General features: G+C 69.2%; 21 protein-coding genes. 15 read left to right on the forward strand and 6 right to left on the reverse strand.

Annotated elements, in window-relative coordinates:
* The first annotated feature begins 35 nt into the window (after positions 1-35).
* The 4 genes from ACFYRH_RS31005 to ACFYRH_RS31020 all read left to right on the forward strand — a co-directional run bounded on the left by ACFYRH_RS31005 (position 36) and on the right by ACFYRH_RS31020 (position 6462).
* On the forward strand, positions 36-1328 hold the full coding sequence (locus ACFYRH_RS31005; protein WP_387782743.1) for a hypothetical protein: 1293 nt from the start codon (positions 36-38) through the stop codon (positions 1326-1328).
* 322 nt (positions 1329-1650) lie between these two features.
* The gene (locus tag ACFYRH_RS31010) at positions 1651-1902 is read left to right on the forward strand and encodes a WhiB family transcriptional regulator (RefSeq protein WP_020389877.1); all 252 of its coding nucleotides are present in this window, start codon (positions 1651-1653) and stop codon (positions 1900-1902) included.
* Between the two features lie 169 nt (positions 1903-2071).
* The gene (locus ACFYRH_RS31015) at positions 2072-4987 is read left to right on the forward strand and encodes a glycosyltransferase (protein ID WP_387782745.1); all 2916 of its coding nucleotides are present in this window, start codon (positions 2072-2074) and stop codon (positions 4985-4987) included.
* Positions 4984-6462 (forward strand): DUF5719 family protein, encoded by a 1479-nt coding sequence (locus ACFYRH_RS31020; protein WP_387782747.1) that lies wholly within the window; start codon positions 4984-4986, stop codon positions 6460-6462. The genes ACFYRH_RS31015 and ACFYRH_RS31020 overlap by 4 nt, the downstream gene beginning before the upstream one ends.
* Before the next feature lies 1 nt (position 6463).
* Here the strand turns inward: ACFYRH_RS31020 and ACFYRH_RS31025 are convergent, their stop codons facing one another.
* Positions 6464-6847 (reverse strand): DUF3499 domain-containing protein, encoded by a 384-nt coding sequence (locus tag ACFYRH_RS31025; RefSeq protein WP_387782749.1) that lies wholly within the window; start codon positions 6845-6847, stop codon positions 6464-6466.
* Between the two features lie 31 nt (positions 6848-6878).
* Between ACFYRH_RS31025 and ACFYRH_RS31030 the strand changes: the two genes are divergently transcribed.
* The 8 genes from ACFYRH_RS31030 (at position 6879) to ACFYRH_RS31065 (ending at position 14180) form a co-directional block, all read left to right on the forward strand.
* On the forward strand, positions 6879-7325 hold the full coding sequence (locus tag ACFYRH_RS31030; RefSeq protein WP_387782751.1) for a metallopeptidase family protein: 447 nt from the start codon (positions 6879-6881) through the stop codon (positions 7323-7325).
* Between the two features lie 103 nt (positions 7326-7428).
* Entirely contained in the window at positions 7429-8517 is a 1089-nt protein-coding gene (locus ACFYRH_RS31035) for a Gfo/Idh/MocA family protein (protein WP_387782753.1), read from the forward strand.
* Positions 8510-9262: a ThuA domain-containing protein gene (locus ACFYRH_RS31040; protein ID WP_387782755.1), complete on the forward strand. Its 753-nt coding sequence runs from the start codon at positions 8510-8512 to the stop codon at positions 9260-9262. The genes ACFYRH_RS31035 and ACFYRH_RS31040 overlap by 8 nt, the downstream gene beginning before the upstream one ends.
* A 73-nt stretch (positions 9263-9335) precedes the next feature.
* Positions 9336-10730: a phosphomannomutase/phosphoglucomutase gene (locus ACFYRH_RS31045; protein ID WP_387782757.1), complete on the forward strand. Its 1395-nt coding sequence runs from the start codon at positions 9336-9338 to the stop codon at positions 10728-10730.
* Complete coding sequence (locus ACFYRH_RS31050; protein WP_387782759.1) at positions 10731-10934, forward strand: Trm112 family protein; 204 nt, start codon at positions 10731-10733, stop codon at positions 10932-10934.
* Positions 10934-12010 (forward strand): SIS domain-containing protein, encoded by a 1077-nt coding sequence (locus ACFYRH_RS31055; protein WP_387782761.1) that lies wholly within the window; start codon positions 10934-10936, stop codon positions 12008-12010. Before ACFYRH_RS31050 ends, ACFYRH_RS31055 begins: the two co-directional genes overlap by 1 nt.
* Entirely contained in the window at positions 12004-13182 is a 1179-nt protein-coding gene (gene manA / locus ACFYRH_RS31060) for a mannose-6-phosphate isomerase, class I (protein ID WP_387782763.1), read from the forward strand. The genes ACFYRH_RS31055 and manA overlap by 7 nt, the downstream gene beginning before the upstream one ends.
* 38 nt (positions 13183-13220) lie before the next feature.
* Complete coding sequence (locus ACFYRH_RS31065) at positions 13221-14180, forward strand: cation diffusion facilitator family transporter (RefSeq protein WP_387782765.1); 960 nt, start codon at positions 13221-13223, stop codon at positions 14178-14180.
* 140 nt (positions 14181-14320) lie between these two features.
* Here ACFYRH_RS31065 and ACFYRH_RS31070 read toward each other — a convergent pair whose 3' ends face one another.
* The gene (locus tag ACFYRH_RS31070; protein ID WP_350848619.1) at positions 14321-14680 is read right to left on the reverse strand and encodes a MerR family transcriptional regulator; all 360 of its coding nucleotides are present in this window, start codon (positions 14678-14680) and stop codon (positions 14321-14323) included.
* A 113-nt stretch (positions 14681-14793) separates the two neighbouring features.
* Here ACFYRH_RS31070 and ahcY point away from each other — a divergent pair, with 113 nt between their 5' ends.
* Positions 14794-16227, forward strand: coding sequence for an adenosylhomocysteinase (ahcY, locus tag ACFYRH_RS31075; protein WP_387782767.1), 1434 nt, complete (start codon positions 14794-14796; stop codon positions 16225-16227).
* A 92-nt stretch (positions 16228-16319) separates the two neighbouring features.
* Here the strand turns inward: ahcY and ACFYRH_RS31080 are convergent, their stop codons facing one another.
* Positions 16320-17312, reverse strand: a complete 993-nt coding sequence (locus tag ACFYRH_RS31080) for an RDD family protein (protein ID WP_387782769.1) — start codon at positions 17310-17312, stop codon at positions 16320-16322.
* An 82-nt stretch (positions 17313-17394) separates the two neighbouring features.
* On the opposite strand from ACFYRH_RS31080, the gene ACFYRH_RS31085 reads away from it, so the two are divergent.
* Positions 17395-18390: a stage II sporulation protein M gene (locus ACFYRH_RS31085; protein ID WP_387782771.1), complete on the forward strand. Its 996-nt coding sequence runs from the start codon at positions 17395-17397 to the stop codon at positions 18388-18390.
* 29 nt (positions 18391-18419) lie between these two features.
* Entirely contained in the window at positions 18420-19187 is a 768-nt protein-coding gene (locus ACFYRH_RS31090; protein WP_387782773.1) for a DUF1206 domain-containing protein, read from the forward strand.
* A gap of 5 nt (positions 19188-19192) precedes the next feature.
* Here ACFYRH_RS31090 and ACFYRH_RS31095 read toward each other — a convergent pair whose 3' ends face one another.
* From ACFYRH_RS31095 to ACFYRH_RS31105, 3 genes are read right to left on the reverse strand one after another with little or no spacing between them, the layout of a single operon-like run.
* Complete coding sequence (locus ACFYRH_RS31095) at positions 19193-20779, reverse strand: ABC transporter permease (protein ID WP_387782775.1); 1587 nt, start codon at positions 20777-20779, stop codon at positions 19193-19195.
* Complete coding sequence (locus tag ACFYRH_RS31100; RefSeq protein WP_387782777.1) at positions 20776-21672, reverse strand: ATP-binding cassette domain-containing protein; 897 nt, start codon at positions 21670-21672, stop codon at positions 20776-20778. The genes ACFYRH_RS31095 and ACFYRH_RS31100 overlap by 4 nt, the downstream gene beginning before the upstream one ends.
* A 2-nt stretch (positions 21673-21674) precedes the next feature.
* Positions 21675-22283, reverse strand: a complete 609-nt coding sequence (locus tag ACFYRH_RS31105; protein WP_387782779.1) for a TetR/AcrR family transcriptional regulator — start codon at positions 22281-22283, stop codon at positions 21675-21677.
* Between the last annotated feature and the right edge of the window lie 277 nt (positions 22284-22560).

Here is a 22560-nt window from a genome sequence, read left to right on the forward strand (position 1 = left end):
CAGTTGTACGGCCCCCCAACATCCGAGGAGCCCTCGTGGTCACCGACGCAACCAAGAAGCTCAAAGAGCCGGTCGCGTATATTCTGCTCGCTTTCGCTGCCCTGTTCGCGCTCTCGGCGCTGCTCCAGCTGTTCGTCACCGGCTCCGGTTTCGTCGCTGGTTCGGCCGGTGCGTTCCGGGATGTCGGCCCGTTCCAGACCTCCGGGCTGGCGCTGCTGATCGCGCTGGTCGGCGCGGTCTGGCTGGTGAACGAGGGTGAGCGGACCCCGAACGCGCGGCTGGTCGCGCTGGTCGCGCTCGTGATCACGGGTGTGCTGGCTCTGGTCGTGCTGCTCGCCGGGTTCGCGACCTTCAACAGCGGCGCGTCCGCCGGGGTCAACATCACGAACTTCCTGACCGCGCTCGGGGCGCTCGCCCTGTACGGCGCGGCCGGTTTCTACATCCTGAAGACGTTCCAGGCAATGCCGGCGCCGGCGCGGGCGCCGAAGCCCGGCCAGTTCCCGCAGCAGGGCCAGCAGTACGGCCAGACCGCGCCGTACGGCCAGCAGGGCTACCAGCAGGGTCAGCAGGGCTTCCAGCAGGGCCAGCAGGGTCAGTACGGCGGCCAGTACGACCAGGGACACGACCAGGCTCAGTACGGCGGTTACGCGGCGGCCGGCGCTGCCGGTGGTTACGCGGCGGGTCAGGGCGACCAGCAGCAGTGGCCGCAGGAGCAGGGCTGGAACCAGGGCGAGCAGCAGAACTGGTCGGCCGGTCAGGCCGAGGCTCAGCACGGTCAGCACTCCGCGCAGCACTCCGGCCAGGGCGAGCAGGCCTGGTCCGCCGAAGGCCAGCAGGCCGCTGAGCCTACGCAGGCGTGGAGCGCCGAAGGCCAGCAGCAGTGGCGTGGCCACGACGAGGGCCAGGGCCAGCAGTGGCCGCAGGAGCAGCAGCAGCATTGGGGTGCCGGCGACGCCGCCCAGCAGCAGTGGTCCGGTCAGGAGTACGGCCAGCCGGAGCAGCACGGTCAGCACGAGCAGGCCGGTCAGCACGAGCAGCACGGTCAGCAGGAGTGGGGCCAGCAGGACCAGGGCGCCCAGGGTGCCGCGGTCGTCGAAGAGGGCTCGCACGAGCAGCCGAGCGAAGCTCAGCAGGCGCAGCAGGCCTGGCAGCAGGAGCAGGCCTGGCAGGCCGAGGACACGCCGGCAGCGGAGCAGCAGCCGAGCGCCACGGAGCCCGCGCAGACCGAGGCCGGTGACGAGACCCGGGTCGACCCGCGGGTCGACCCGGACAAGAACGACCAGAACCCGCAGCAGGGCCAGCAGGGCTGGTGGTCGCAGCCTTCCTGATCAGGAAGGGAAAGCCTTCTCCTGCGTGGGTGGGAAAAATCCGCCGGGATCGGGTTTGAATCTTGGGTACACAGCGCGAGAGGCCTGTATCTACAGGCCTCTCGTTCTTTTGCGGCCATGTTGCGGATGATCCCAATAGCAGAGCACGGCTTGACTTTCGTGGATTGCAGGAATGTAATTTCAACCGTGTCGTTCGTTGGACACTCGGTATCGGGGACCGTTGCAGAGCGCAGGACGGACGAGGTCAGGCATGTGGACCGCAAACCCACATGTACAGGGGAACGAACAGGGTCGAGGAGGTCGGACCGTGACAGAGAGCCTGATGGCGATTGTCGACGGTGAGGCGATCGAGGAGGAGCCGAACTGGCAGGAAAGGGCGTTGTGCGCCCAGACCGACCCAGAAGCGTTCTTCCCGGAGAAGGGCGGATCCACGCGCGAGGCCAAGAAGGTGTGCCTCGGCTGCGACGTCCGGGGCGAGTGCCTCGAGTACGCGCTGCAGAACGACGAGCGCTTCGGGATCTGGGGCGGCCTGTCGGAGCGGGAACGCCGCAAGCTGAAGAAAAAGGCCGTCTGACGGTCCGAACGCAGCAGACAACTTCACGATGGACTTCCGCGAGGCCCCGGGGTGATCATCCCCGGGGCCCGCGGCTTTCGGGCTATTCCGGCGGCGGCTGTATGGTGATTCCTCGCCGGGACTGCGGTCGCGGTGACCGTCCGCAAGCATCGAGGTGTCACAGCTCCGCATGGAACAACAAGCTCCGGCCGGCTGGGAATTCTTCGACTCCGTCGACTTCCCGACCGATCACATCGACGACCCGATGGGTCGTCCGCGAGTTCGCCATGTCGTCACCGCGGTGGTGGTCGGCCACGAAGGCGCGGCCTGGCTGCCGCGGCTGTCCGAGGCGTTGTGGGCGCTCAACCCGCGTCCGGACCGGCTGATCGCGGTCGACACCGGCTCCACCGACGAGACCGCCGAACTGCTCGCCGCGATGCCCGGCGTCGAACCGGTGGTGAGCCTCTCGGCACGCACCGGCTTCGGCCTCGCGGTCGCCCGCGGCCTGGAGACGCACGGTTTCGCGCCGATCCCGAGCGCCGTCGGCCCGTACGGCGACGACGGGCACATGCCCGTGGTGGAGTGGCTGTGGCTGCTGCACGACGACTGCGCACCGGCACCGAAGGCGCTGGAGAAGTTGTTGCTCCAGGCCACAATGTCGCCGAACACCGGCGTCTGGGGGCCGAAGCTGCGGCTCTGGCCGCGGGACCGCGAACTGCTCGAGGTCGGCGTCACCACCTCGCTCGGCGGTCGCCGCGACACCGGGATCGAGAACGGCGAGCTCGACCAGGGCCAGCACGACCAGGCCCGGAACGTGCTCGCGGTCAGCTCGGCCGGCATGCTGGTACGCCGCGACGTCTGGGAAGCGCTGCACGGGTTCGACCCGCGGTTGCCGATGTTCCGCGACGACATCGACTTCGGCTGGCGCGCGAGCCGCGCGGGCTATCAGGTCGGCGTCGCGCCGGACGCGGTCGTCTACCACGCGCAAGCCGCGGCGACCGGTGAGCGGGCGCTGGCCGGAACTCGTCGCCACGCCTACCAACTGGACCGCGCACATGCGTATTACACGGTCCTCGCGAACGCACCGGGCAAACTACTGCCCCTGCTGATCCTGCGGTTCCTGCTCGGCACCGTGATGCGGTCGATCTGGTTTCTGCTCGGCAAGACCCCGTCAGGTGCCGTCGACGAGTGGACCGCTTTGCTCGGCACGCTCCTGGCCGGTGGCTGGACAACAGCCCGCAAGAACCGAAGAAACCTCGACCAGGTCCCGTACGACCAGATCAAGGGCCTGTTCTCCCGGTCCGTGCACGCATTGCGGCACAACCTGGAGGAAACCACCAGCACGATCTCCGAGCGGATCCGTGAAGCCTGGGCGGATGAGCCGGAAGAGCAGGTCGTCACCACTGCTCGCCGGGCCAAGTCGACAGCCCGGGTAGCGGCCGACCAGCCGCGCTGGCGGCGTCAGCTGATCCGGCGGCCGTTCCTGGTCGCCTGGGTCGTGCTGGCGATCGGAGCGCTGATCTCCGCGCGCGACCTGATCGGCGGCGGCGTCCTCCGCTCCAACCTCCTGCTTCCGGCCCAGGAGAACCTCGCGGCCCTGTGGCATGCCGCCGCTTCCGCTCCGCCGGGCGTGACACCACCTGCGTGGTTGGCGCAGATGTGGGCTTTCTCGACGGTGATGTTCGGCCCGACCGGTGCGACGAACCTGCTGTTGCTCGGTGCGGTGCCGCTGGCGGGTCTGGCGGCCTGGGCGTTGCTGCGATCGTTCGTCGTCGACCGTGTGGCGCGCGCCTGGGGCGCAGCGGCGTACGGGCTGGCGGTGTTCACGAACGGCGCGATCACGCAGGGACGGCTCGGAACGTGTGTGGCGGCGATCGTGCTGCCGCTGCTCGGGGCCGCCGTGCACACCGTGGCGCGACGGCGGCGTGTCGTGATCCAGGGCAGCTGGCGGGCCGCGTGGTTCGCCGGGATCTGTCTGGCCGTGCTGTTCGCGTTCACGCCGGCGCTGGGGCTGCTGATCGGTGTCCTGCTCGTTCTCGGTGCGGTGTTCGGGCTGGGCTGGCGGCGACAGGGCCGTCAGCTCGTCTTCTCCGTCGTGCTGGGTCTCGTGCTGGTTCTGCCGTGGACGATCGACCTGGTGCGGCACCCGTCGAAGCTGGGCCAGGAGGCGGGCGGTCCGCCGACCGCCGCGGTCGGTCCGGGCGACAGCCTCCCGCATCTGCTCACCGGCACGCCGATCGGCGGGCCGACGCCTTGGTGGCTCGCCGTACCGCTCATCGTGGTGGCTCTGGTGTGTCTGCTGCGTCAGTCGCGGCAGCGGTACGAGTTGCTCGGGTGGTTCGCCGCACTGGCCGGTCTGGCCGGGACGCTGGTGGCCAGCCGGCTGGGTGGTGGCAGCGGGCCGCTGATGTTCCTGATGACCGCCGGCTGGGTGATCGCCGTGACGGTCGCGTGGGACTCGGTCGGCAAGTCCACCGAGATCATCGTGCAGGGCGTGCTCGGCGTCGTACTGCTGACGACTGTCGTGACCGCCGGGTTCTGGCTGGTGCGAGGGAGCGACGGTCCGCTCTGGCGGGGGCCTGCGCAGGACCTCCCGGCGTACCTCGTGGCCTCGCAGGATCCTCCGGACAACAACTCGATCCTGGTGGTGCGCAAGGCACCGGGCGGCCAGATGCGGTTCTCGCTGGTGAAGGACGGCGGACCGCGGATGGGGTCGATCGAGGCGGCTCCGAGCGCGGCGCAGACCAAGCCGATCACCGACGTACTGGCGACCCTCGGTGGCGGCGGTAGTGGTGAGGAGGGGCGGCAGCTGGCCGGTCTGGCGATCGACTACGTGTACCTGCCCGGTCCGGTGGACACGACGCTCCAGGCAACGCTCGACTCGCTGCCCGGTCTGACCAGAGCCAGTGCGAACGACGGTGACGCGTCCTGGCTGGTGGACCGGTCGAAGATCGAGGGCAAGACCCCGCTGGTCGACCAGACCCACACGATGTGGCGCATCCTCGGTCTGATCGGCTGGATCATCGCACTGGTGTTCTGTCTGCCGACGGTCCGCCGCACTGTCGCCGTACCGCAAGGCACACACGCGAGGAGGGACCCCCGGTGAGGTTGCTGTCCGACCCGCGGCTGCGGATCGGGGCCGTCGTCGCCGCCATGGCCGTGCTGGCCGCGCTCGGGGTGGTCACTCATCCCAAGTCCGCGGACACGCGCCCGGAGGCGGCCGTGACCGAGCCGTCTCGCGCAGTCGTGAACCGTACGGCGTTGTCCTGCCCGGTGCTGTCGCCCGGCGGCAAGATGGCCAGCGTGGTGAACGCGGTGTCCCCGACGCTGCCCGAAGGCACGCCGACCGCGTCCGGCGACGCCCAGCCGTTGACGATCGCGCCGCTGCCCGCCACCTCCAACCCGGTCGGCTCCCTGCTGACCCGCGGAACCATCGCTTCGAGCGCTGTGGTCGTGAAGCCGGAGCCGCTGTCCATCCAGGGCACCGGTCCGCTGGCCGCCGGTACGGTCGGCACGAGTACGACGACCGCGCAGGACGGCGTGAACAGCGGGATGGCCAGCGTGGCCTGCCAGGCGCCCGGTTCGGACTTCTGGTTCGTCGGTGCGTCCGGTGCGAGTGACCGGCGCGATGTACTGGTGCTGACCAACCTGGACAGCGTCAACGCCGAGGTGAACGTCGGTGTGTTCGCGCGCTCCGGTGCGCAGGACCTGCCCGCTGCTCGCGGCATCGTGGTCCCGGCGCACGGCACTTTCGCGTTGTACCTCAAGGAGGTCGCTCCGAACCTCCGCGACATCGCTCTGCACGTCGAGTCGACAGGTGGTCGCGTAGCGGCCGCCGTCCGCTCCAACGCGTCGACCGGCAATCAGCCGAGCGGTGTGGACTGGCTGAACGCGTCAGCTGCGCCCGCGACCAAGGTGTTCGTGCCAGCGGTGGCGGCCGGTGGCGGTCTGCGGATTCTGTCGGTGGCGAACCCGTCGGACCTGCAGGCGACCGCCAGCCTCACGGTGAACGGGCCGAACGGGCCGTTCAAGCCCGCCGGTTTGGAGACCGTCCAGATCGCGGCCGGCTCGGTGAAGACGTTCATGCTCGACCCAGTGCTGCACGGTGACGCCAGTGGGGTCACGCTCACGTCGGACCAGCCCGTCACCGCGTCGATGCGGGTGACCGACGCGAGTCGCAAGGAGTTCGCGTCCATCGGGTCGGCGGAAGCGCTGACCGGACCGGCGTACCTCGTGTTGCCGGCGCACCAGCAGCCTGCCGTGCTGCAGGTGACGGCGCCGGGCAAGACGGGCAGTGTGAAGTTCGAGCTGCGGGACGCGCGCGGGCGGGTCCTGATGACGCGGGCGCTGGACGTGGTGGCCGGGGCGACCACACCGTTCCCGTTCCCGGCACAGCCGCGAGCGACGTACCTGATGGTGCAGCAGACACGCGGGACGGTCGTTGCGGGCGTCACGCTGATGCCGGCGGCGAAGCCTGCGGATGACGACGTACCTCAGGTGGCTGCGTGGCCGTTGTCGACGTCGCTGGTGTTCCGGGCGCAGTTGGGTGCGCAGCCGGACGTCAGCGCGGCGCTGCGGTAGCTCAGCCTTCGGAGGAGTTGGCGCCGGGGTCCTGCAGCATCCGGAGGTGGCCTCGGCGCGCTATCTCGACCGGCGCGCCCGGGGCGCCGGAGCGGGGCTCACGCGGCGGCAGCGGACGTGCAGCCTCGCGGACCGCGTTCGCCAGGGCCTCCAGGTCGTCCGAGGACGGACCGGCGGCTGCCGGGTCCGGAGCGAGCCGGATGACCTCCCAGCCGTTCGGAGCGGTCAACCGGTCGGCGTGGTCCGCGCACAGGTCGTAGCAGTGCGGTTCGGCGTATGTCGCCAATGGGCCGAGGACACAGGTTGAGTCGGCATAGACGTAGGTGAGCGTCGACACCGCCGTCTTCTGACATCCGGCGCGCGAACAAATCCTGGCGATGCTCACGGGCAGACGTTACCCCCACTAGGCTGAGCGCGTGACCGAGGCTCGCCGTCATCGCAGGCACATCGACCGCCACGGCCGCGGCATGCTCGGCCCGATCAGCCGGCCGAGCAAGTTCGCGCCGCGGGGTCTGCCGCTGCAGAGATCGCTCGCGGCGCAGTTCGACGAGGTGGTCGCGATCGAGGTGACCCGGCTCGAGAAGCGGCTCCCGCAGGTGGTGGCGCGGGTCGAGTTCGCGATCGAGGACGTGCCGAACCTGGACCTCGACGCGACCGAGATCCCGCTCACCCACGCGACCGGCGGCACCTCCCACGAGCCGTACCGGATCGTCGTCTTCCGGCGGCCGATCGAGCTCCGCGCCGAGCGGTCCGGGACGAGCCTGGCCTGGCTGGTCCGCTCCGCACTGGTGCTCGAACTGGCCGACGTCCTCGCGTTGTCACCCGAGCAGATCGACCCGGAGTTCGACACCGACGAGGAGTGACTCTCCCCACGACAGGCCCATCCCTCTCGCGCCTGTTGGAACGTGTTCCGTAGTGTGGATTCAGGTTTGTGACCTTCGTTGTCATCGGGAGAGGATCGTGTCTGTGAACGATCAAAAACTGCGGGTCGGTGTGGTCGGCCTGGGATTCGCCGGTCGGACGGCGCTGGAGGCGTTCTCCGAGCTGCCGGACGTCGAGGTGATCGCGCTGGCGGGCCTGGAGAAGGACACGCTGACCAGCCTCGGCGAGAAGCACGGCGTACCGCATCTGTACGAGAAGTGGGAAGACCTGCTCGAGACGCCGGGACTGGAGGCAGTCAGCATCGGTACGCCGACGCAGCTGCACGCCCCGATCGCGCTGAAGGCGCTCGAGAAGGGTCTGCACGTCCTGTCCGAGAAGCCGCTGGCCCGGACGGTCGCCGAGGGCACCGCGATGGTCGAGGCCTCGAAGAAGGCCGGCCGGGTGCTGAAGGTCGTCTTCAATCACCGCGAGCGCGGCGACGTCGCGGCGCTCAAGCACCAGATCGACGAGGGCCAGCTCGGCCGGATCTACTACGCGAAGGCGCACTGGATGCGCCGCAACGGCATCCCGGGCATGGGTGGCTGGTTCACCAACCGGGAGCTGTCCGGTGGCGGTCCGCTGATCGACCTCGGCGTCCACATCCTCGACCTGGCGCTGCACCTGCTGGGCGAGCCGCAGGTCAGCACGGTGTCCGCCGACACCTTCGCCGAGCTCGGTCCGCAGGGCAAGGGCAGCTCGAGCAGCCCGGACCGTCCGACCGTCGACACGCTCGGCTCGAAGTTCGAGGTCGAGGACCTGGCGACGGCGTACCTGCGGCTGAAGGGTGGCGGCGCGCTGCAGCTGGAGACCAGCTGGGCGACGTACCGGGCGCCGGGCGACAACTTCGGGATCGAGCTGTTCGGGACCGAGGGCGGCGCCAAGATCGAGGTGCAGAACTACACCACCGTGGACACGCTGCGGATCTTCACCGACGTGGCGGGCATCCCGGCCGAGGTGAAGCCGGCGACCGGCGCCGGGCTCGGCCACCGCGCGGTGGTCCGGGAGTTCGTCCGGATCGTCCGCAGTGGCGAGTGGGAAGGCCAGAACGGGTCCGAGGCACTGCTGCGGACCGAAGTCATCGACGCGTGCTACGCCTCCGCGAAGGCGGGCCGAGAGGTGGTACTCCATGGCTGAGTCGAACGGTCCGATCCGCGTCACCGTCTGGGGCGAGAACGTCCACGAGGGCCGCGACGAGTCGGTGCGCAAGGTCTACCCGGACACCATGCACGAGACGATCGCGGCGGCGCTGCGCGAGAAGCTCGGTCAGGACGTCGTCGTCCGGACGGCGTGGCTGCAGCAGGACGAGCACGGTCTGACCGAGGAGGTGCTCGCCGACACCGACGTACTCACCTGGTGGGGTCACGCGGCGCACGGCGACGTCGACGACGCGATCGTCGACCGGGTCCAGCAGCACGTACTGTCCGGGATGGGTCTGATCGCGCTGCACTCGGCGCACTTCAGCAAGATCTTCATCCGGCTGATGGGTACGACGTGTTCGCTGGACTGGCGGGCAGAGAACGACCGCGAGCTGATCTGGACGGTCGCCGCCGGGCACCCGATCGCGCAGGGCATCCCGCACCCGCTGGTGATCGAGCGCGAGGAGATGTACGGCGAGCTGTTCGACATCCCGCAGCCCGACGAGCTGGTGTTCGTCAGCTCGTTCACCGGCGGCGAGGTGTTCCGCTCCGGCTGCTGCTACCGCCGCGGCCAGGGCCGGGTCTTCTACTTCCGCCCCGGTGACCAGGAGTACCCGACGTACCACCAGCCAGAGATCCAGCAGATCCTGGCCAACGCCACCAAGTGGGCCGCTCCCAGCAGCCCCCGCCAGCTCCCCACGGTGCACCACCGCAAGGACATCGGCTGGTTCGAGAAGGCCTGAACCCGGCGGCCCACGCCACGACATTCACCGGGGTTGAGTGGGTGTTGTGGGGTGGGCCGGATAGGGTCCACGCATGGTTGACGTTGCGGCGATCTTCAAGGCGTACGACGTGCGGGGGGTCGTGCCTGACCAGCTGGACGAGTCGGTGGCCCGGGCGACCGGGGCCGCGCTCGTCGAGGTGCTGGACGTGCTCGGTGGACCCGGTGCGGTCGTGGTCGGGTACGACATGCGGCCGTCCAGCCCGGCGCTGGCGGCAGCGTTCGCCGAGGGGGTGACCAGCACCGGCGCCGACGTGATCGACATCGGCCTGGCCTCCACCGACCAGCTGTACTTCGCGTCCGGCCGGCTCGATCTCCCGGGAGCGATGTTCACCGCGAGCCACAACCCGGCGAAGTACAACGGCATCAAGCTCTGCCGCGCCGGCGCCGCGCCGGTCGGCTCCGACTCGGGTCTGCGGGACATCGCCGACCTGGTCGCCAAGGCCCTGGCCGAGAACGCGGAGAGTGGTCCCGCCCGCGGGCATGTCACTCACAAGGACCTGCTGACGGCGTACGCGGACCACCTGCACGACCTGGTCGACCTGTCCGGCATCCGCCCGCTGACCGTCGTCGTCGACGCCGGCAACGGCATGGGCGGTCACACCGTCCCGGCGGTCTTCGCCGACGGCCCGGTGACGATCATCCCGATGTACTTCGAACTGGACGGCAACTTCCCGAACCACGAGGCCAACCCGCTGGACCCGAAGAACCTCGTCGACCTGCAGGCGAAGGTCCGCGAGACCGGCGCCGATCTCGGCCTGGCCTTCGACGGCGACGCCGACCGCTGCTTCGTGGTGGACGAGAAGGGTGACCCGATCTCGCCGAGCGCGATCACCGGTGCGGTCGCGGTCCGCGAGCTCGCCAAGCACCCGGGCTCGGCCGTGATCCACAACCTGATCACCTCGAAGGCCGTCCCCGAGCTGATCACCGAGCACGGCGGTACGCCGGTCCGCTCGCGCGTCGGGCACTCGTACATCAAGCAGAAGATGGCCGAGACCGACGCGGTGTTCGGCGGCGAGCACTCGGCCCACTACTACTTCCGCGACTTCTGGCGCGCCGACACCGGCATGCTCGCCGCGCTGCACGTGCTGGCCGCGCTCGGCGGTCAGGACCGGCCGGCCAGCGAGCTGTTCGCGGAGTTCGAGCGGTACGTCGCGTCCGGCGAGATCAACAGCACCGTCGACGACCAGGCGGCGACCGTCGCGGCGATCGAGGATACGTATTCTGGCGGCGGTGCGGACGGCGGCGTGACCGTCGACCATCTGGACGGGTTGACAGTGTCGGCGGGACAGTGGTGGTTCAACGTCCGTGCGTCGAACACGGAACCGCTGCTCCGGCTGAACGTCGAAGCGGCCGACCTGGCCACGATGGAGCGCGTCCGTGACGAAGTACTGGCCCTGATCAACGGCGCATCGGTGGAGGAGAACTGAATGGCAGTCAATCTGGACCCGGACCTGCTGAGCATCCTGGTCTGCCCGAAGTGCCGCTCGGAGTTCCGCGTGGACGACGAGGCGAACGAGCTGATCTGCACCAACGCCGGCTGCGCGCTGGCGTACCCGGTGCGTGACGAGATCCCGGTGCTGCTGATCGACGAGGCCCGGGACACCAGGGAACCGGCCTCGACGGACTCCTGATGACCTTCTTCGACGACACCCGGCTGGACGACCCGGCCGCCCTCGAGGTGGCAGACGGCCTGCTGCGCCGGCTGGCCATGGCCGGTGCCCGGATCCGGGCAGAGCTGGAAGCATCCGCGGACGTGCTGTCCGCGCTGGAGTCCGACGGCTTCCGGCCGCGGGCCGTGGTCGCGGCCGGACGGGACGCCCGGCTCGTCCGGGCCGTCCTGGAGCCGGTCTGCCCGGTGCCGTTCCTGGCTTGGCCCGGTCCAGGCCTGCCCGGCTGGGCCGGGCCGCTGGACCTGGTGATCGTCCTCGGTGGTGCCGCCGAGGACACGGACGCGGTCTCGGCCGCGGGCGAAGCGGTACGCCGGGGTTGCGGCTTGATGGTGGCGGCGCCGGAGGACTCCGCGGTGGCGATCGCGTCGGCCGGTCTGCGGCATGCGATCCGGCTGCCGTCCCAGTCCGACGACCAGCTGGCCGCCGCCGTCGCCGTGCTGCAGGCGCTGCACCAGATGGAGCTTGGCCCCGAGGTGGACCACAAGGCTGTGGCGTCGTTGCTGGACGACGTCGCGATCGAGTGCTCGCCCAACAACGACGTGTCGTCCAACCCGGCGAAGGAGCTCGCGCTGGTGCTGGCGGACGCGTTGCCGCTCGTCTGGGGTGGCTCGGTGCTGGCCGCGCGCGCGGCTCGCCGCGTGGTCGAGGCACTGCGGCTGGCCAGTGGCCGGCCGGCGCTGGCCGCTGATGCGGGCCACCTGCTTCCAGTGCTCAACCAGCCGCCACGGGATCTGTTCGCGGACCCGTTCGACAAGCCGGCGGAGCTGAGGCCGGCGCTGATCATCCTGGACGACGGGATCGAAGAGGCCGGTGTCGCCGAGCACCGCCGCAAACTGGAGTCCAAGGCGGAGGCGCACGACGTCCGCGTGCACACGATCAGGCAGGCCGACGGCACGGACGTCGCGCGGTACGCCGCTCTGACCCAGCAGGGCCGGTACGCCGCGGCGTACCTCGGGATCGGCCTCGGCCGGCACGGGATGCCGACCGTGGACGATCCGGTCGAGTCGAGGAATCCGTCGGAGGACATCGCGTGGTAGTTCCGCTGCAGAACACCATCCGTGACTACGCCTGGGGTTCGCCGACGGCGCTGCCCGAGTTGCTCGGCGTCGAGCCGGACGGCAAGCCGCAGGCCGAGATGTGGATGGGTGCGCACGAGTCCGCCCCGTCGGTGCTGCCGAACGGCGACACCCTGTACGACGCAGTGTCCGCCGACCCGGCCGCGGTGCTGGGGGAGGAGACGACCGAGCGCTTCGAGGGCCGGTTCCCGTTCCTCGCGAAGCTGCTGGCAGCCGCGCAGCCGTTGTCGATCCAGGCGCACCCTTCCCGGGAGCAGGCGATCGACGGGTACGCGCGGGACGAGGCGGCCGGGATTCCCCGCGACGCCGCGGACCGGAACTACAAGGACGCCTGGCCGAAGCCGGAGATCCTGATCGCGCTCGAGCCGTTCGACGCGCTGGTCGGGTTCCGTCCGCTCGAGGCGACCGTCGCGCTGCTCGAGGCGCTCGCTCCGGTGGGCTTCGACGAGCTCACGAACCAGCTCCGGGACGGCAAGCTCCAGGAGGCGTTCACCGGCTTCATGAGCACCGACCGGGACACCATCCGTCCGCTGGTCGGCGCGCTCGGCGAGGCCCTGGCGCAGTACGCCGGAGAGGCGTTCGAGCTGGAGCGGGAGACGCTGTCGAAGCTGTGCGCGGACTTCCCGGACGACCCAGGCGTCCTCGCGGCCCTGTTGCTGAACCGGGTCCGCCTGCAGCGGTTCGACGCGGTGTACCTGCCGGCCGGGAACGTGCACGCGTACATCCGCGGGCTCGGGTTCGAGGTGATGGCGAACTCGGACAACGTGCTGCGTGGTGGACTGACGAGCAAGTACGTCGACGTACCGGAGCTGGTGTCGGTGGTCGACTTCGAGCCGCTCGCCGACCCGGTACTGACCGCGACCGCGGCCGGCGACGGCGTGTCGACGTACGACACGGGGTGTGAGTACTTCGCGATTCACCGTGTCGATCTGGTGGACGGCGAGCGCCCTGACGAGCGCACTGTCGAGGGCGTCGGGCCGCGGATCGTCTGTTGTGTCGACGGGTCTGTCGATGCCGTCGGCAAAGAATCTGCCGTGAAGTTGTCCGCAGGGCAGTCCGCGTTCGCCGCGGGACCCGACGGACCCTGTATCTTGCGTGGTTCCGGCACGGCGTTCGTCGTGTCCGCACGCTGATTCCACGGCACCATTTCTTCCGGAGGACCTGAACAACCATGGCTGGTGGCGGGAACAAGGCCGTTGTCGCGGCTTTGCTGGCGAACACCGGGATCGCGATCACGAAGTTCGCCGCCTGGGCTCTGACCCAGTCGGCGTCGATGCTCGCGGAGGCGATCCACTCACTCGCCGACGCCGGCAACCAGGTGCTGTTGCTGGTCGGTGGGCAGCGCGCCAAGCGCGAGGCCGACGAGCTGCACCAGTTCGGGTTCGGCCGGGAGCGGTATGTCTACTCGTTCATCGTGTCGATCGTGCTGTTCAGCGTGGGTGGTCTGTTCGCGCTGTACGAGGGCTACCACAAGGTGCACGACCCGCACGGGATCGACAGCTGGAAGTGGGTCCCGGTCGCGGTGCTGCTGATCGCGATCCTGATGGAGGGCTTCTCGTTCCGGACGGCGATCGTCGAGGCGAACAAGGTGCGCGGGACCGTGTCCTGGGTGCGCTTCGTGCGGAACGCGCGGGCGCCGGAGCTGCCGGTGATCCTGCTCGAGGACTTCGCGGCGCTCACCGGCCTGGTGCTGGCGCTGCTCGGCGTCGTCCTCACGCTTGCCACTGGCAACGGTGTGTTCGACGGCCTGGGCTCGATGGCGATCGGCGCGCTGCTGGTCTGCGTGGCGATCTTCCTGGCGATCGAGATGAAGTCGCTGCTGCTCGGCGAGTCCGCGACCCGGGAGTCCCAGCAGCGGATCGTCGCCGCGATCGAGAACACCCCCGGTGTGCAGCGGCTGATCCACATCCGCACGCTGCACCTCGGCCCCGAGGAGGTGCTGGTCGCCGCCAAGCTGGCCGTCGAGCCCACCTCGGACGCCGCCGTGGTCGCCCAGACCATCAACGCCGCCGAGCACGCGATCCGCGAGGCGGAGCCGATGAGCCAGCACATCTACCTCGAGCCCGACATCTACGTCGAGAACTACGTCCGCGAAGACCGCCCCGCCGTACCTGAAGCCCCGTCCCACTAACCCACCGCGGCACTGGCTGCCCCACCGCGGCTCGGGACATTTGAGTGGTGAACCCCGCAAGTCGGCCGTTGGTGCCTCGCATGCAGCGGGTGAACGGGCAACGCCGACGGTTAACCACTCAAATGGCGGGGGCGGGGGAGTCAGCGAGGTTTTGGGGGGAGTACGCCGGAGCGGCCAAGCCAGCGGAGCGCGCGGTCGCGGTCGATCTGGGCTTGGGTGGGGGGTGCGGTCAGGCGGCCCGTGCGGTAGCCGAGGTTCCTGATGTCGGCCGCCACCGACGGTTCGGCCAGCGCCCGCAGCGCGAAGGCGAGCGCGGCCGGCGTCACGTCGTACCGGCGTTCGAGGTCGAGTGCGAGTTGTACGGCGGCCAGGTCGCGGTCGTCGTACTGGCGTTGCGCGGTGTGCTCCGAGCGGGACCGCGGCAGCAGCCCGAGTGCCTCCCGGTAGCGCAGCATGCGCGGAGTGGTACCCAACTGACGAGCGGCCTCGGTGATGCGCATAGCATCAATCCTGACATTCCGGTGTCAATTTCGCGCCTGGAGCGATCAAACCGCGTGGCTCGGCCCTCTAGGCTCGGGCAGGTAGTAACCACAGTCTTCAGCAGGGGAGCGGCATGACCTTCGACTACAAGGTGGCGGATCTCGGCCTGGCCGAGTTCGGGCGCAAGGAGATCCGGCTGGCCGAACACGAGATGCCCGGCCTGATGGCGATGCGCGCGCAGTACGGCGACAGCAAGCCGCTGTCCGGTGCGCGGATCATGGGCTCGCTGCACATGACCATCCAGACCGCGGTGCTGATCGAGACCCTGGTGGCGCTCGGGGCCGAGGTGCGCTGGGTGTCCTGCAACATCTTCTCCACCCAGGACCACGCGGCCGCCGCGGTCGTTGTCGGCTCGGGGACGGCCGACGCTCCCGCCGGTGTCCCGGTCTTCGCCTGGAAGGGCGAGACCCTGGAGGAGTACTGGTGGTGCACCGAGCAGGCGCTCACCTGGCCGGGCGGTGAAGGCCCCAACATGATCCTCGACGACGGTGGCGACGCGACGATGCTCGTCCACAAGGGCACCGAGTTCGAGAAGGCCGGCGCCGTCCCGGACCCGTCGACCGCGGACTCCGAGGAGTACGGCGTCGTCCTCAAGCTGCTGACCCGCTCGCTGTCGGAGTCCAAGGACAAGTGGACGACGATCGGCCAGGGCATCAAGGGTGTCACCGAGGAGACCACCACCGGCGTGCACCGGCTGTACGAGATGCACAAGGCCGGCGCGCTGCTGTTCCCGGCGATCAACGTGAACGACTCGGTGACCAAGTCGAAGTTCGACAACAAGTACGGCTGCCGGCACTCGCTGATCGACGGCATCAACCGCGCCACCGACGTACTGATCGGCGGCAAGGTCGCGGTCGTCTGCGGGTACGGCGACGTCGGCAAGGGCTGTGCGGAGTCGCTGCGCGGCCAGGGCGCCCGGGTGATCGTCACCGAGATCGACCCGATCTGCGCGCTGCAGGCGGCGATGGACGGCTACCAGGTCTCGACCGTCGACGACGTGGTCGGGATCGCCGACATCTTCGTCACCACCACCGGCAACAAGGACGTCATCACCGCCGACCACATGGCGGCGATGAAGCACCAGGCGATCGTCGGCAACATCGGCCACTTCGACAACGAGATCGACATGGCCGGGCTGTACAAGGTGCCGGGCATCGAGCGGGTCAACATCAAGCCGCAGGTCGACGAGTTCCGGTTCCCGGACGGCCACACGATCATCGTGCTGTCCGAGGGCCGGCTGCTGAACCTGGGCAACGCCACCGGGCACCCGTCGTTCGTGATGTCGAACTCCTTCACCAACCAGGTTCTCGCGCAGATCGAGCTGTTCGTGAAAACCGCGGAGTACCCGACCGACGTCTACGTGCTGCCGAAGCACCTGGACGAGATGGTCGCGCGGCTGCACCTGGACGCGCTCGGCGTGAAGCTGACCGAGCTGTCCAAGGAGCAGGCGGCGTACCTCGGCGTACCGGTCGAGGGCCCGTACAAGGCGGAGCACTACCGCTACTGAGCCCCCCACAGCGCGAACGCCCCGTAGGATTCCTGCGGGGCGTTCCGTGTGTCAGAACCACTCAAGAACTGCGTCAGAACTCTGGAACTACTTCAGAACCACTGGGTGGTGTTGCTGCCGGGGGCGGCCCAGCCTTGTGCGTTGACGATGGCTGGGCGCGAGTTCGGCTGCGGGGGCGGGGCGAACGGGCCCGGCGCGGGTGGGGCCGGCGGGAGGACGCCGTACGGGCTCGGTGGGGCGAAGGGCCCAGCGGGGATCGCGTACGACGGCGCGAGCGACGGGGCCGACGGCGTGAACGCTGGAGCGAAGGGACCGGTGTGGAGGGGACGTTGCGTCGAGAGCCGGTGGAGTTCGCGGCGGCGGCGTTCGGCCAGGACGGCGGAGAGGAAGGCCGGGGCGATGATCTGGGCCGGTGGGGGCGGCGCGGTGACGGCGGCGACGCGGGTCGCGAGCGCCTCGCCGATGGCGATCTGGGCGCCGGGGAGCAGCTCGGTGTAACGAGCCAGGTAGTCGCGGGCCGCGTTCGCCAGCTCGTCGGACAGCCGGGACAGCTCGAGCGACTGCGCCCACTGCACCAGGTGGGCAGGGACGAACAGCGGCGGTGACGCCATCGGCTGGTGCCGTTCGCGAATGACGACCGTACCGGCGACCATGTCCCCGATCCGCTTGCCCTGCTTGTTCATCAGGCTCGCCACGATCCCCGGGCAGGCTGCGAACCACGGGGCGAAGTCGACGAAGAACCACATCAGCGTCCGGACCAGCGCGTGCCGGAACCGGATCGAGCTGCCGTCGTCGCGCACCACCTTCAACCCGAGCACCATCTTGCCGACCGTGCGCCCGCGGGTCAGCGTCTCCATCACCACGCGGTAGCCGACAACGACGAGCAGTACGACGATGAAGATCAACGCGACCGCCAGCGCCTCACTGGACTCGCTCCCGAGCAGAAACCCGGCGAGCAGCGAGATCAGCACCACCAGTACGACGCCCTGCAGCGCGATGTCGATCGCACAGGCCAGCGCCCGCGTCGGCATCCGCGCGATCCGCACCTGGAGGACGACCGCCTCACCGGTGACCAGCTGAGACATGTCGTCGCCCCCCTCCTCCGTAGACACCCGGTCCGGCTAGTCTGCCAGCGCAGGAAGTCATCCGGGTGGAGGAGGTGCCGCGGTGGACGTCGAAGCATACGTCTCGGTTCACCAGCCGCAGTGGGACCGCCTGGCCTACCTGACCCGGCGCCAGCGCCGCCTGTCCGGCGCGGAGGCGGAGGAGCTCGTCACGCTCTACCAACGCGTCGGCACCCACCTGGCCGCGCTCCGAGCCGCCGGTGCGGACCCGGTGTCGATCGGTCGGCTGTCCGGTCTGATTGCGGACGCCCGTGGTGCGGTCACGGGTGCGCAGGCTCCTGTCTGGCGCGACATCTCGAAGTACTTCCTGGTGACGTTCCCGGCGGCGCTGTACGCGTCCAGGCGCTGGTGGGTCACTATCGGGCTGCTGTTCTATCTGGTCACCGCGTGGACCGCGTGGCGCGTGCTGGCGCATCCGGAGACGTTGGACTCGATCGCCACACCGGACCAGATCAAACAGCTCGTGAACCACGACTTCGAGTCCTACTACTCGGAGAACCCGGCGCAGGACTTCGCGCTCCGCGTCTGGATCAACAACGCGACTATTAGTGCCGCCGTACTGGCGCTGGGTATCCTCTTGATCCCGTCCGTCTTCATCCTCTGGGACAACGCGGTCAACCTGGGTCTGAGCGCCGGTCTGATGATCAGCAACGACAAAGGCGGCCTGTTCTTCAGTCTGATCACTCCGCACGGCCTGCTCGAGCTGACCGCGGTCTTCATCGCGACTGCGGCCGGACTGCGCCTGGGCTGGTCGTGGATCGTGCCAGGACCGCGCACCCGGATGCAGGCAGTCGCCCAGACCGGTCGCGCAACCGTTGGGATGGCCATCGGTCTCGCCGCGGTCCTGCTCGTCACCGGACTGATCGAAGCGTTCGTGACTCCGTTCCTGCCGGCGCCGGTCCGCGTCACGATCGGCATCCTCGCCGAACTGGCCTTCTTCACCTACGTCTGGACCCTCGGCCGCCGCGCCCACCGTCACGGCGAGTACGGCGACGTCGACGCAGCGGACCGCGAAGCGAGCGCCCCCGTCTCCGCCTGAGCGTTTCCGTGGTGGGCACCGGATCGATTGTGAGCACCGCCCAGCAAGTAAGGCACAGCCGTTCGTACGACGTCGCGATCACCGTCGGGTTGATGGCGTACGGTCTCGTCCACCTATTGATCGCGTGGATCGCACTGCAACTCGCGTGGGGCAAGTCGTCACAGGAAGCGTCCCAACAGGGTGCGCTCCGTGAGCTCGCGGGCCAGCCGCTGGGCGGCGTACTGCTCTGGGTCTGTGCTGTCGGTCTCCTGGCGCTGGTGGTGTGGCGGGTGGTGGAACTCGTCTACGGGCACCTGGAGACCGAGAAGAAGGTCTCGTCGATCGGGCGCGCTGTGGTGTACCTGTTCCTCGGCATCAGCGCGATCAGGGTCGCCGTCGGCTCCGGCAACTCCAGCACGAGCCAGCAGCAGACGCTGTCGGGCCGTCTGATGGCGCACGGCGCCGGCCGAGTCGTCGTTGTCGTGATCGGCCTGGTCGTCATCGGGATCGGCGTACGCCAACTGCACAAGGCGATCACCAAGAAGTTCACCGAGGACCTGGCCGGTGGTGTGTCCGACCTGACGATCGGGCTCGGCCGGATCGGGTACGCCGCGAAGGGCGTCGCGTTCCTCGTCGTCGGAGCGTTGTTCGGCTGGGCCGCCATCGCCTACGACCCACAGAAGGCCGGCGGCCTCGACACCGCTCTCCACACCATCAAGGACCAACCCTTCGGCTCCATCCTCCTGACCGTCCTGGCAGCCGGCATCGCGGCCTTCGGCGGCTACTGCTTCATCTGGTCCCGGAACGCCCGCCGCTGACCTGCTCAGGCCGGGAGGTCTCGCCGGCGGAGGCCGAGGAGGCCTGCGGAGCCGACGACCGCAGTGATGGCGAGCAGGACGATGAGCGGATCTGCTGAGACGGAGCCTCCTGGGAGTGAGGGGAGGTGGGTGAACGGCGAGATGTTGCGGATCCAGCCGGCTGTCGCGACGCCGGCGCTCACCAACCCGATCAGGATGCAGATCGCGGGGCCTGCCCACGACGCCATCGACGCCTGCGGGAAGAACCCGAAGATCGCGAGTGCGACCGCCGCCAGGACCCACACCGCCGGCAGTTGGACCAGCGCCGCACCGACCAACCGGGGCACCTGGCCACCGACGTCGCCGATCGCCATGCCGTACGCAAGCCCCTCCGCGACGCCTGCCGCGAGCAACGCGGCCGCCGGACCCAGCAGGCTGAAGACGAGATGACTCGCGGCCCACTGCCAGCGACTCGTGGCCGTTGCCAGCACCGGCTCGGCCCGCCCGCTGCTTTCCTCGACCCGCAGTCGCAGAGTTGCCTGGACCGCATACGCCGAAGCGATCAGCCCGACCAGCGTCATCACACCGGCCAGGAACGAGTCGATCAACCCGGCCGCCCCGCCCATTCGCCGGAACATCTCCTGGATGCTCGGATCGTCCCGCATCATGTCCCCGACACCCTTGGCGACCCCGCCGAACAGCAAGCCCAGCAGGGCGAATCCGACCGTCCACGCCGCGAGCAATCCACGGTGCAGCCGCCAGGCCAGCCCGAGCGGCGAGCCGATCGTGCCGTCCGCGGGACCGAGCCGGTCGGCCAGCAGTCCACCGCCGATGTCCCTGCGCGTGGACAGCCACGCCGCGAGTGCCACCAGCAGGATCGTTGCCGCCAGCACCAAGATGCCCAGCCACCAACGGTTCTGGGCATACGGGTGGATCCGTTGCGCCCAGGAGATCGGCGACAGGTACGACAGCCAGGCGAGCGGCCCGTCGGTGTGCGCGCTGGTGTCGCCCGCGGCCCGCAGTACGTAGGCGCCACCGAGTACGCCGATCGCGATCCCGCGCGCCGTACCCGCGCTCGCGGACAACTGCGCCGCGACCGCGCCGACCGCGGCGAAGAACCACCCTGTACCGGCGTACACGACGCCGATCGCGACGGATCCTGCCAGCGGCAGATCCTGGCCGTGCATCGCGAACGCGAGCAGGATCCCGAGGACGAGGTTCGCGCCGAGCGTCACGATCAATGCCGCGGCCAGCTGGGCGTGCCGCCCGATGACCGTTGCTCCGAGCAACTCCCGACGCCCGGTCTCCTCCTCGACCCGGGTGTGCCGGATCACGGTCAGCAGGCTGATCAGCCCGACCATCACCGGGACGAAGCCGAGCCGCCAGGTGACGAACTCACCGAGGCTCGGGCCGGACAGCTCGCCGTACAAGGTGATGAAGCCGGCGTTGCTCGCGTACTTGACCCGGGACTCCGGCGTCGGGAACAGGTCGCCGTACTCGCGCACGTAGCTGGCCGAGATCGCGACCAGCAGCACGATCCACAGCGGCAGCACGATCCGGTCCCGGCGCAGGATCAGCCGGATCAGTCCGCCGGTCCCCGCGAGGCCTTTCATCGCGCGGCCTCGGGTTCGTACAACCGCAGGAACAGCTCCTCGAGCGACGGTGGCTGACTCACCAGACTCCGTACGCCGATCTCGGTCAACCGCCGCAGTACCGGGTTGATCTCGTCGGTGTCCACGTCGAACCGCACCCGGCCGTTGTCCACCTGCAGATCGTGTACGCCGTTCAGCTGCGCGAGACCGTCCATCGGGCCGACGAGCTCCGCCTGGATCGAGGTCCGGGTCAAGTGCCTGAGCTCGGTGAGAGTGCCAGTCTCGACGGCCTTGCCGGCCCGGATGATCGTCACCCGGTCGCAGAGCGCCTCGACCTCGGACAGGATGTGGCTGGACAGCAGCACCGTCCGGCCCTCGCGGTCGCTGACCTCCTGGACGACCTCGCGGAAGACCTCCTCCATCAACGGGTCCAGGCCGCTGGTCGGCTCGTCGAGCAGCAGCAGCTCGACATCGGACGCGAACGCGGCGACCAGCGCGACCTTCTGCCGATTGCCCTTCGAGTACGCGCGGGCCTTCTTCCGCGGGTCGAGGTCGAAACGTTCGAGCAGCTCGGCCTTGCGCTTCTTGTCCACCCCGCCGCGCATCCGCCCGAGCAGGTCGATCGCCTCGCCGCCGGAAAGATTCGGCCACAACGTCACGTCGCCCGGGACGTACGCGAGCCGGCGATGCAGCTCCGTCGCGTCCGACCACGGGTCGCCGTCGAGCACCCGCGCGACACCCGCGTCGGCCCGCGTCATCCCGAGCAGGATGCGGATGGTGGTGGTCTTCCCGGCACCGTTCGGGCCGAGGAACCCGTGCACCTCACCGGTTCGCACCGTGAGGTCGAGACCGTCCAGGGCGTGGGTGCGCCCGAACCGTTTGACCAGACCTTCCGTGCTGATCGCAGCCGGCATGATCACTTCTCCTCAGAGCGTTGCTGGAACTTCTCGATGTGATCGGGCGTGAGCAGCGGGATCGTGAAGACCTCCATCAGCGCCTGGCCGATCCGGTTGTAGCCCGCCGGGGTGGTGATGTCCTCGCCGAGCGCCTTCGAGACCTGATCGCGGAACACGAACACGCTGAGCTTGATCGCGGCCAGCGCGGCGGCGTACCCGCGCCGGTCCCTCGGCTCGATGCCGAAGCTCTTCGTCCAGTCCTCGACCGCGTCGACCCCTTCGAGGAACAGCGCCGTCGCGGTTTCCGAGCCGTCCATCATCGAACGGACGATGTACAGCTGCAGCGGGAACGCGACCGGATGCAGCGCCAGCGGATCGAGCCCGGTGAGGTCGTTGTCCTGGGTCAGCTCCGCGCCGATCTGGAGCATCCGCTCCTTCGCGTACCGGTCACAGGCCTCGCGAAGCGACTCCTTCGAGCCGAAGTGGTGCCGCACCAGACCTGACGACACCCCTGCCTCGGCCGCGATGTCCCGGATCGACGCACCCTCGATCCCACGCTCCCCGAACAGCCTGATCGCCGCATCCCGAATCCGCGCCCGAGCCGTCAGATCATCCACCGCTCGATCCATCACCCACTCCTCTCCTACACGCAAAAGCAAACTACTACACGATCGTGTAGTCAACCCCAACTGCCCACGTACCCCGATCAGCCCGCGCGCTCCCCACCCCCGCCCAGCGCCGCCCCCCGTCGCCCGTCGCCGACTTCCGCCGAGTCGTGGGGATCGGTTGGGAGACGCCGTCAGATCCACGACTCGGTGCCGGGGCTCAGGCCGCTCGCCACGACTCGGTGACGCGCCGGTGTGGCTCGTAAGTTGGTTACTTCAATGTGACAAAGTTCCGTATCTC

Origin of the sequence: Kribbella sp. NPDC004875 (genome assembly GCF_042873375.1) — a bacterium.
GTDB lineage: Bacteria > Actinomycetota > Actinomycetes > Propionibacteriales > Kribbellaceae > Kribbella.

What these genes read in the sequence shown, in the direction of transcription:
- ACFYRH_RS31010 (WP_020389877.1), top strand. Translation starts at nt 1,651, where the DNA reads ATGGCGATTGTCGACGGTGAGGCGATCGAGGAGGAGCCGAACTGGCAG.
- ACFYRH_RS31015 (WP_387782745.1), top strand. Translation starts at nt 2,072, where the DNA reads ATGGAACAACAAGCTCCGGCCGGCTGGGAATTCTTCGACTCCGTCGAC.
- ACFYRH_RS31040 (WP_387782755.1), top strand. Translation starts at nt 8,510, where the DNA reads ATGGCTGAGTCGAACGGTCCGATCCGCGTCACCGTCTGGGGCGAGAAC.
- ACFYRH_RS31045 (WP_387782757.1), top strand. Translation starts at nt 9,336, where the DNA reads ATGGTTGACGTTGCGGCGATCTTCAAGGCGTACGACGTGCGGGGGGTC.
- ACFYRH_RS31050 (WP_387782759.1), top strand. Translation starts at nt 10,731, where the DNA reads ATGGCAGTCAATCTGGACCCGGACCTGCTGAGCATCCTGGTCTGCCCG.
- ACFYRH_RS31055 (WP_387782761.1), top strand. Translation starts at nt 10,934, where the DNA reads ATGACCTTCTTCGACGACACCCGGCTGGACGACCCGGCCGCCCTCGAG.
- ACFYRH_RS31065 (WP_387782765.1), top strand. Translation starts at nt 13,221, where the DNA reads ATGGCTGGTGGCGGGAACAAGGCCGTTGTCGCGGCTTTGCTGGCGAAC.
- ACFYRH_RS31070 (WP_350848619.1), bottom strand. Translation starts at nt 14,680, where the DNA reads ATGCGCATCACCGAGGCCGCTCGTCAGTTGGGTACCACTCCGCGCATG.
- ahcY (WP_387782767.1), top strand. Translation starts at nt 14,794, where the DNA reads ATGACCTTCGACTACAAGGTGGCGGATCTCGGCCTGGCCGAGTTCGGG.
- ACFYRH_RS31080 (WP_387782769.1), bottom strand. Translation starts at nt 17,312, where the DNA reads ATGTCTCAGCTGGTCACCGGTGAGGCGGTCGTCCTCCAGGTGCGGATC.
- ACFYRH_RS31095 (WP_387782775.1), bottom strand. Translation starts at nt 20,779, where the DNA reads ATGAAAGGCCTCGCGGGGACCGGCGGACTGATCCGGCTGATCCTGCGC.
- ACFYRH_RS31100 (WP_387782777.1), bottom strand. Translation starts at nt 21,672, where the DNA reads ATGCCGGCTGCGATCAGCACGGAAGGTCTGGTCAAACGGTTCGGGCGC.
- ACFYRH_RS31105 (WP_387782779.1), bottom strand. Translation starts at nt 22,283, where the DNA reads ATGGATCGAGCGGTGGATGATCTGACGGCTCGGGCGCGGATTCGGGAT.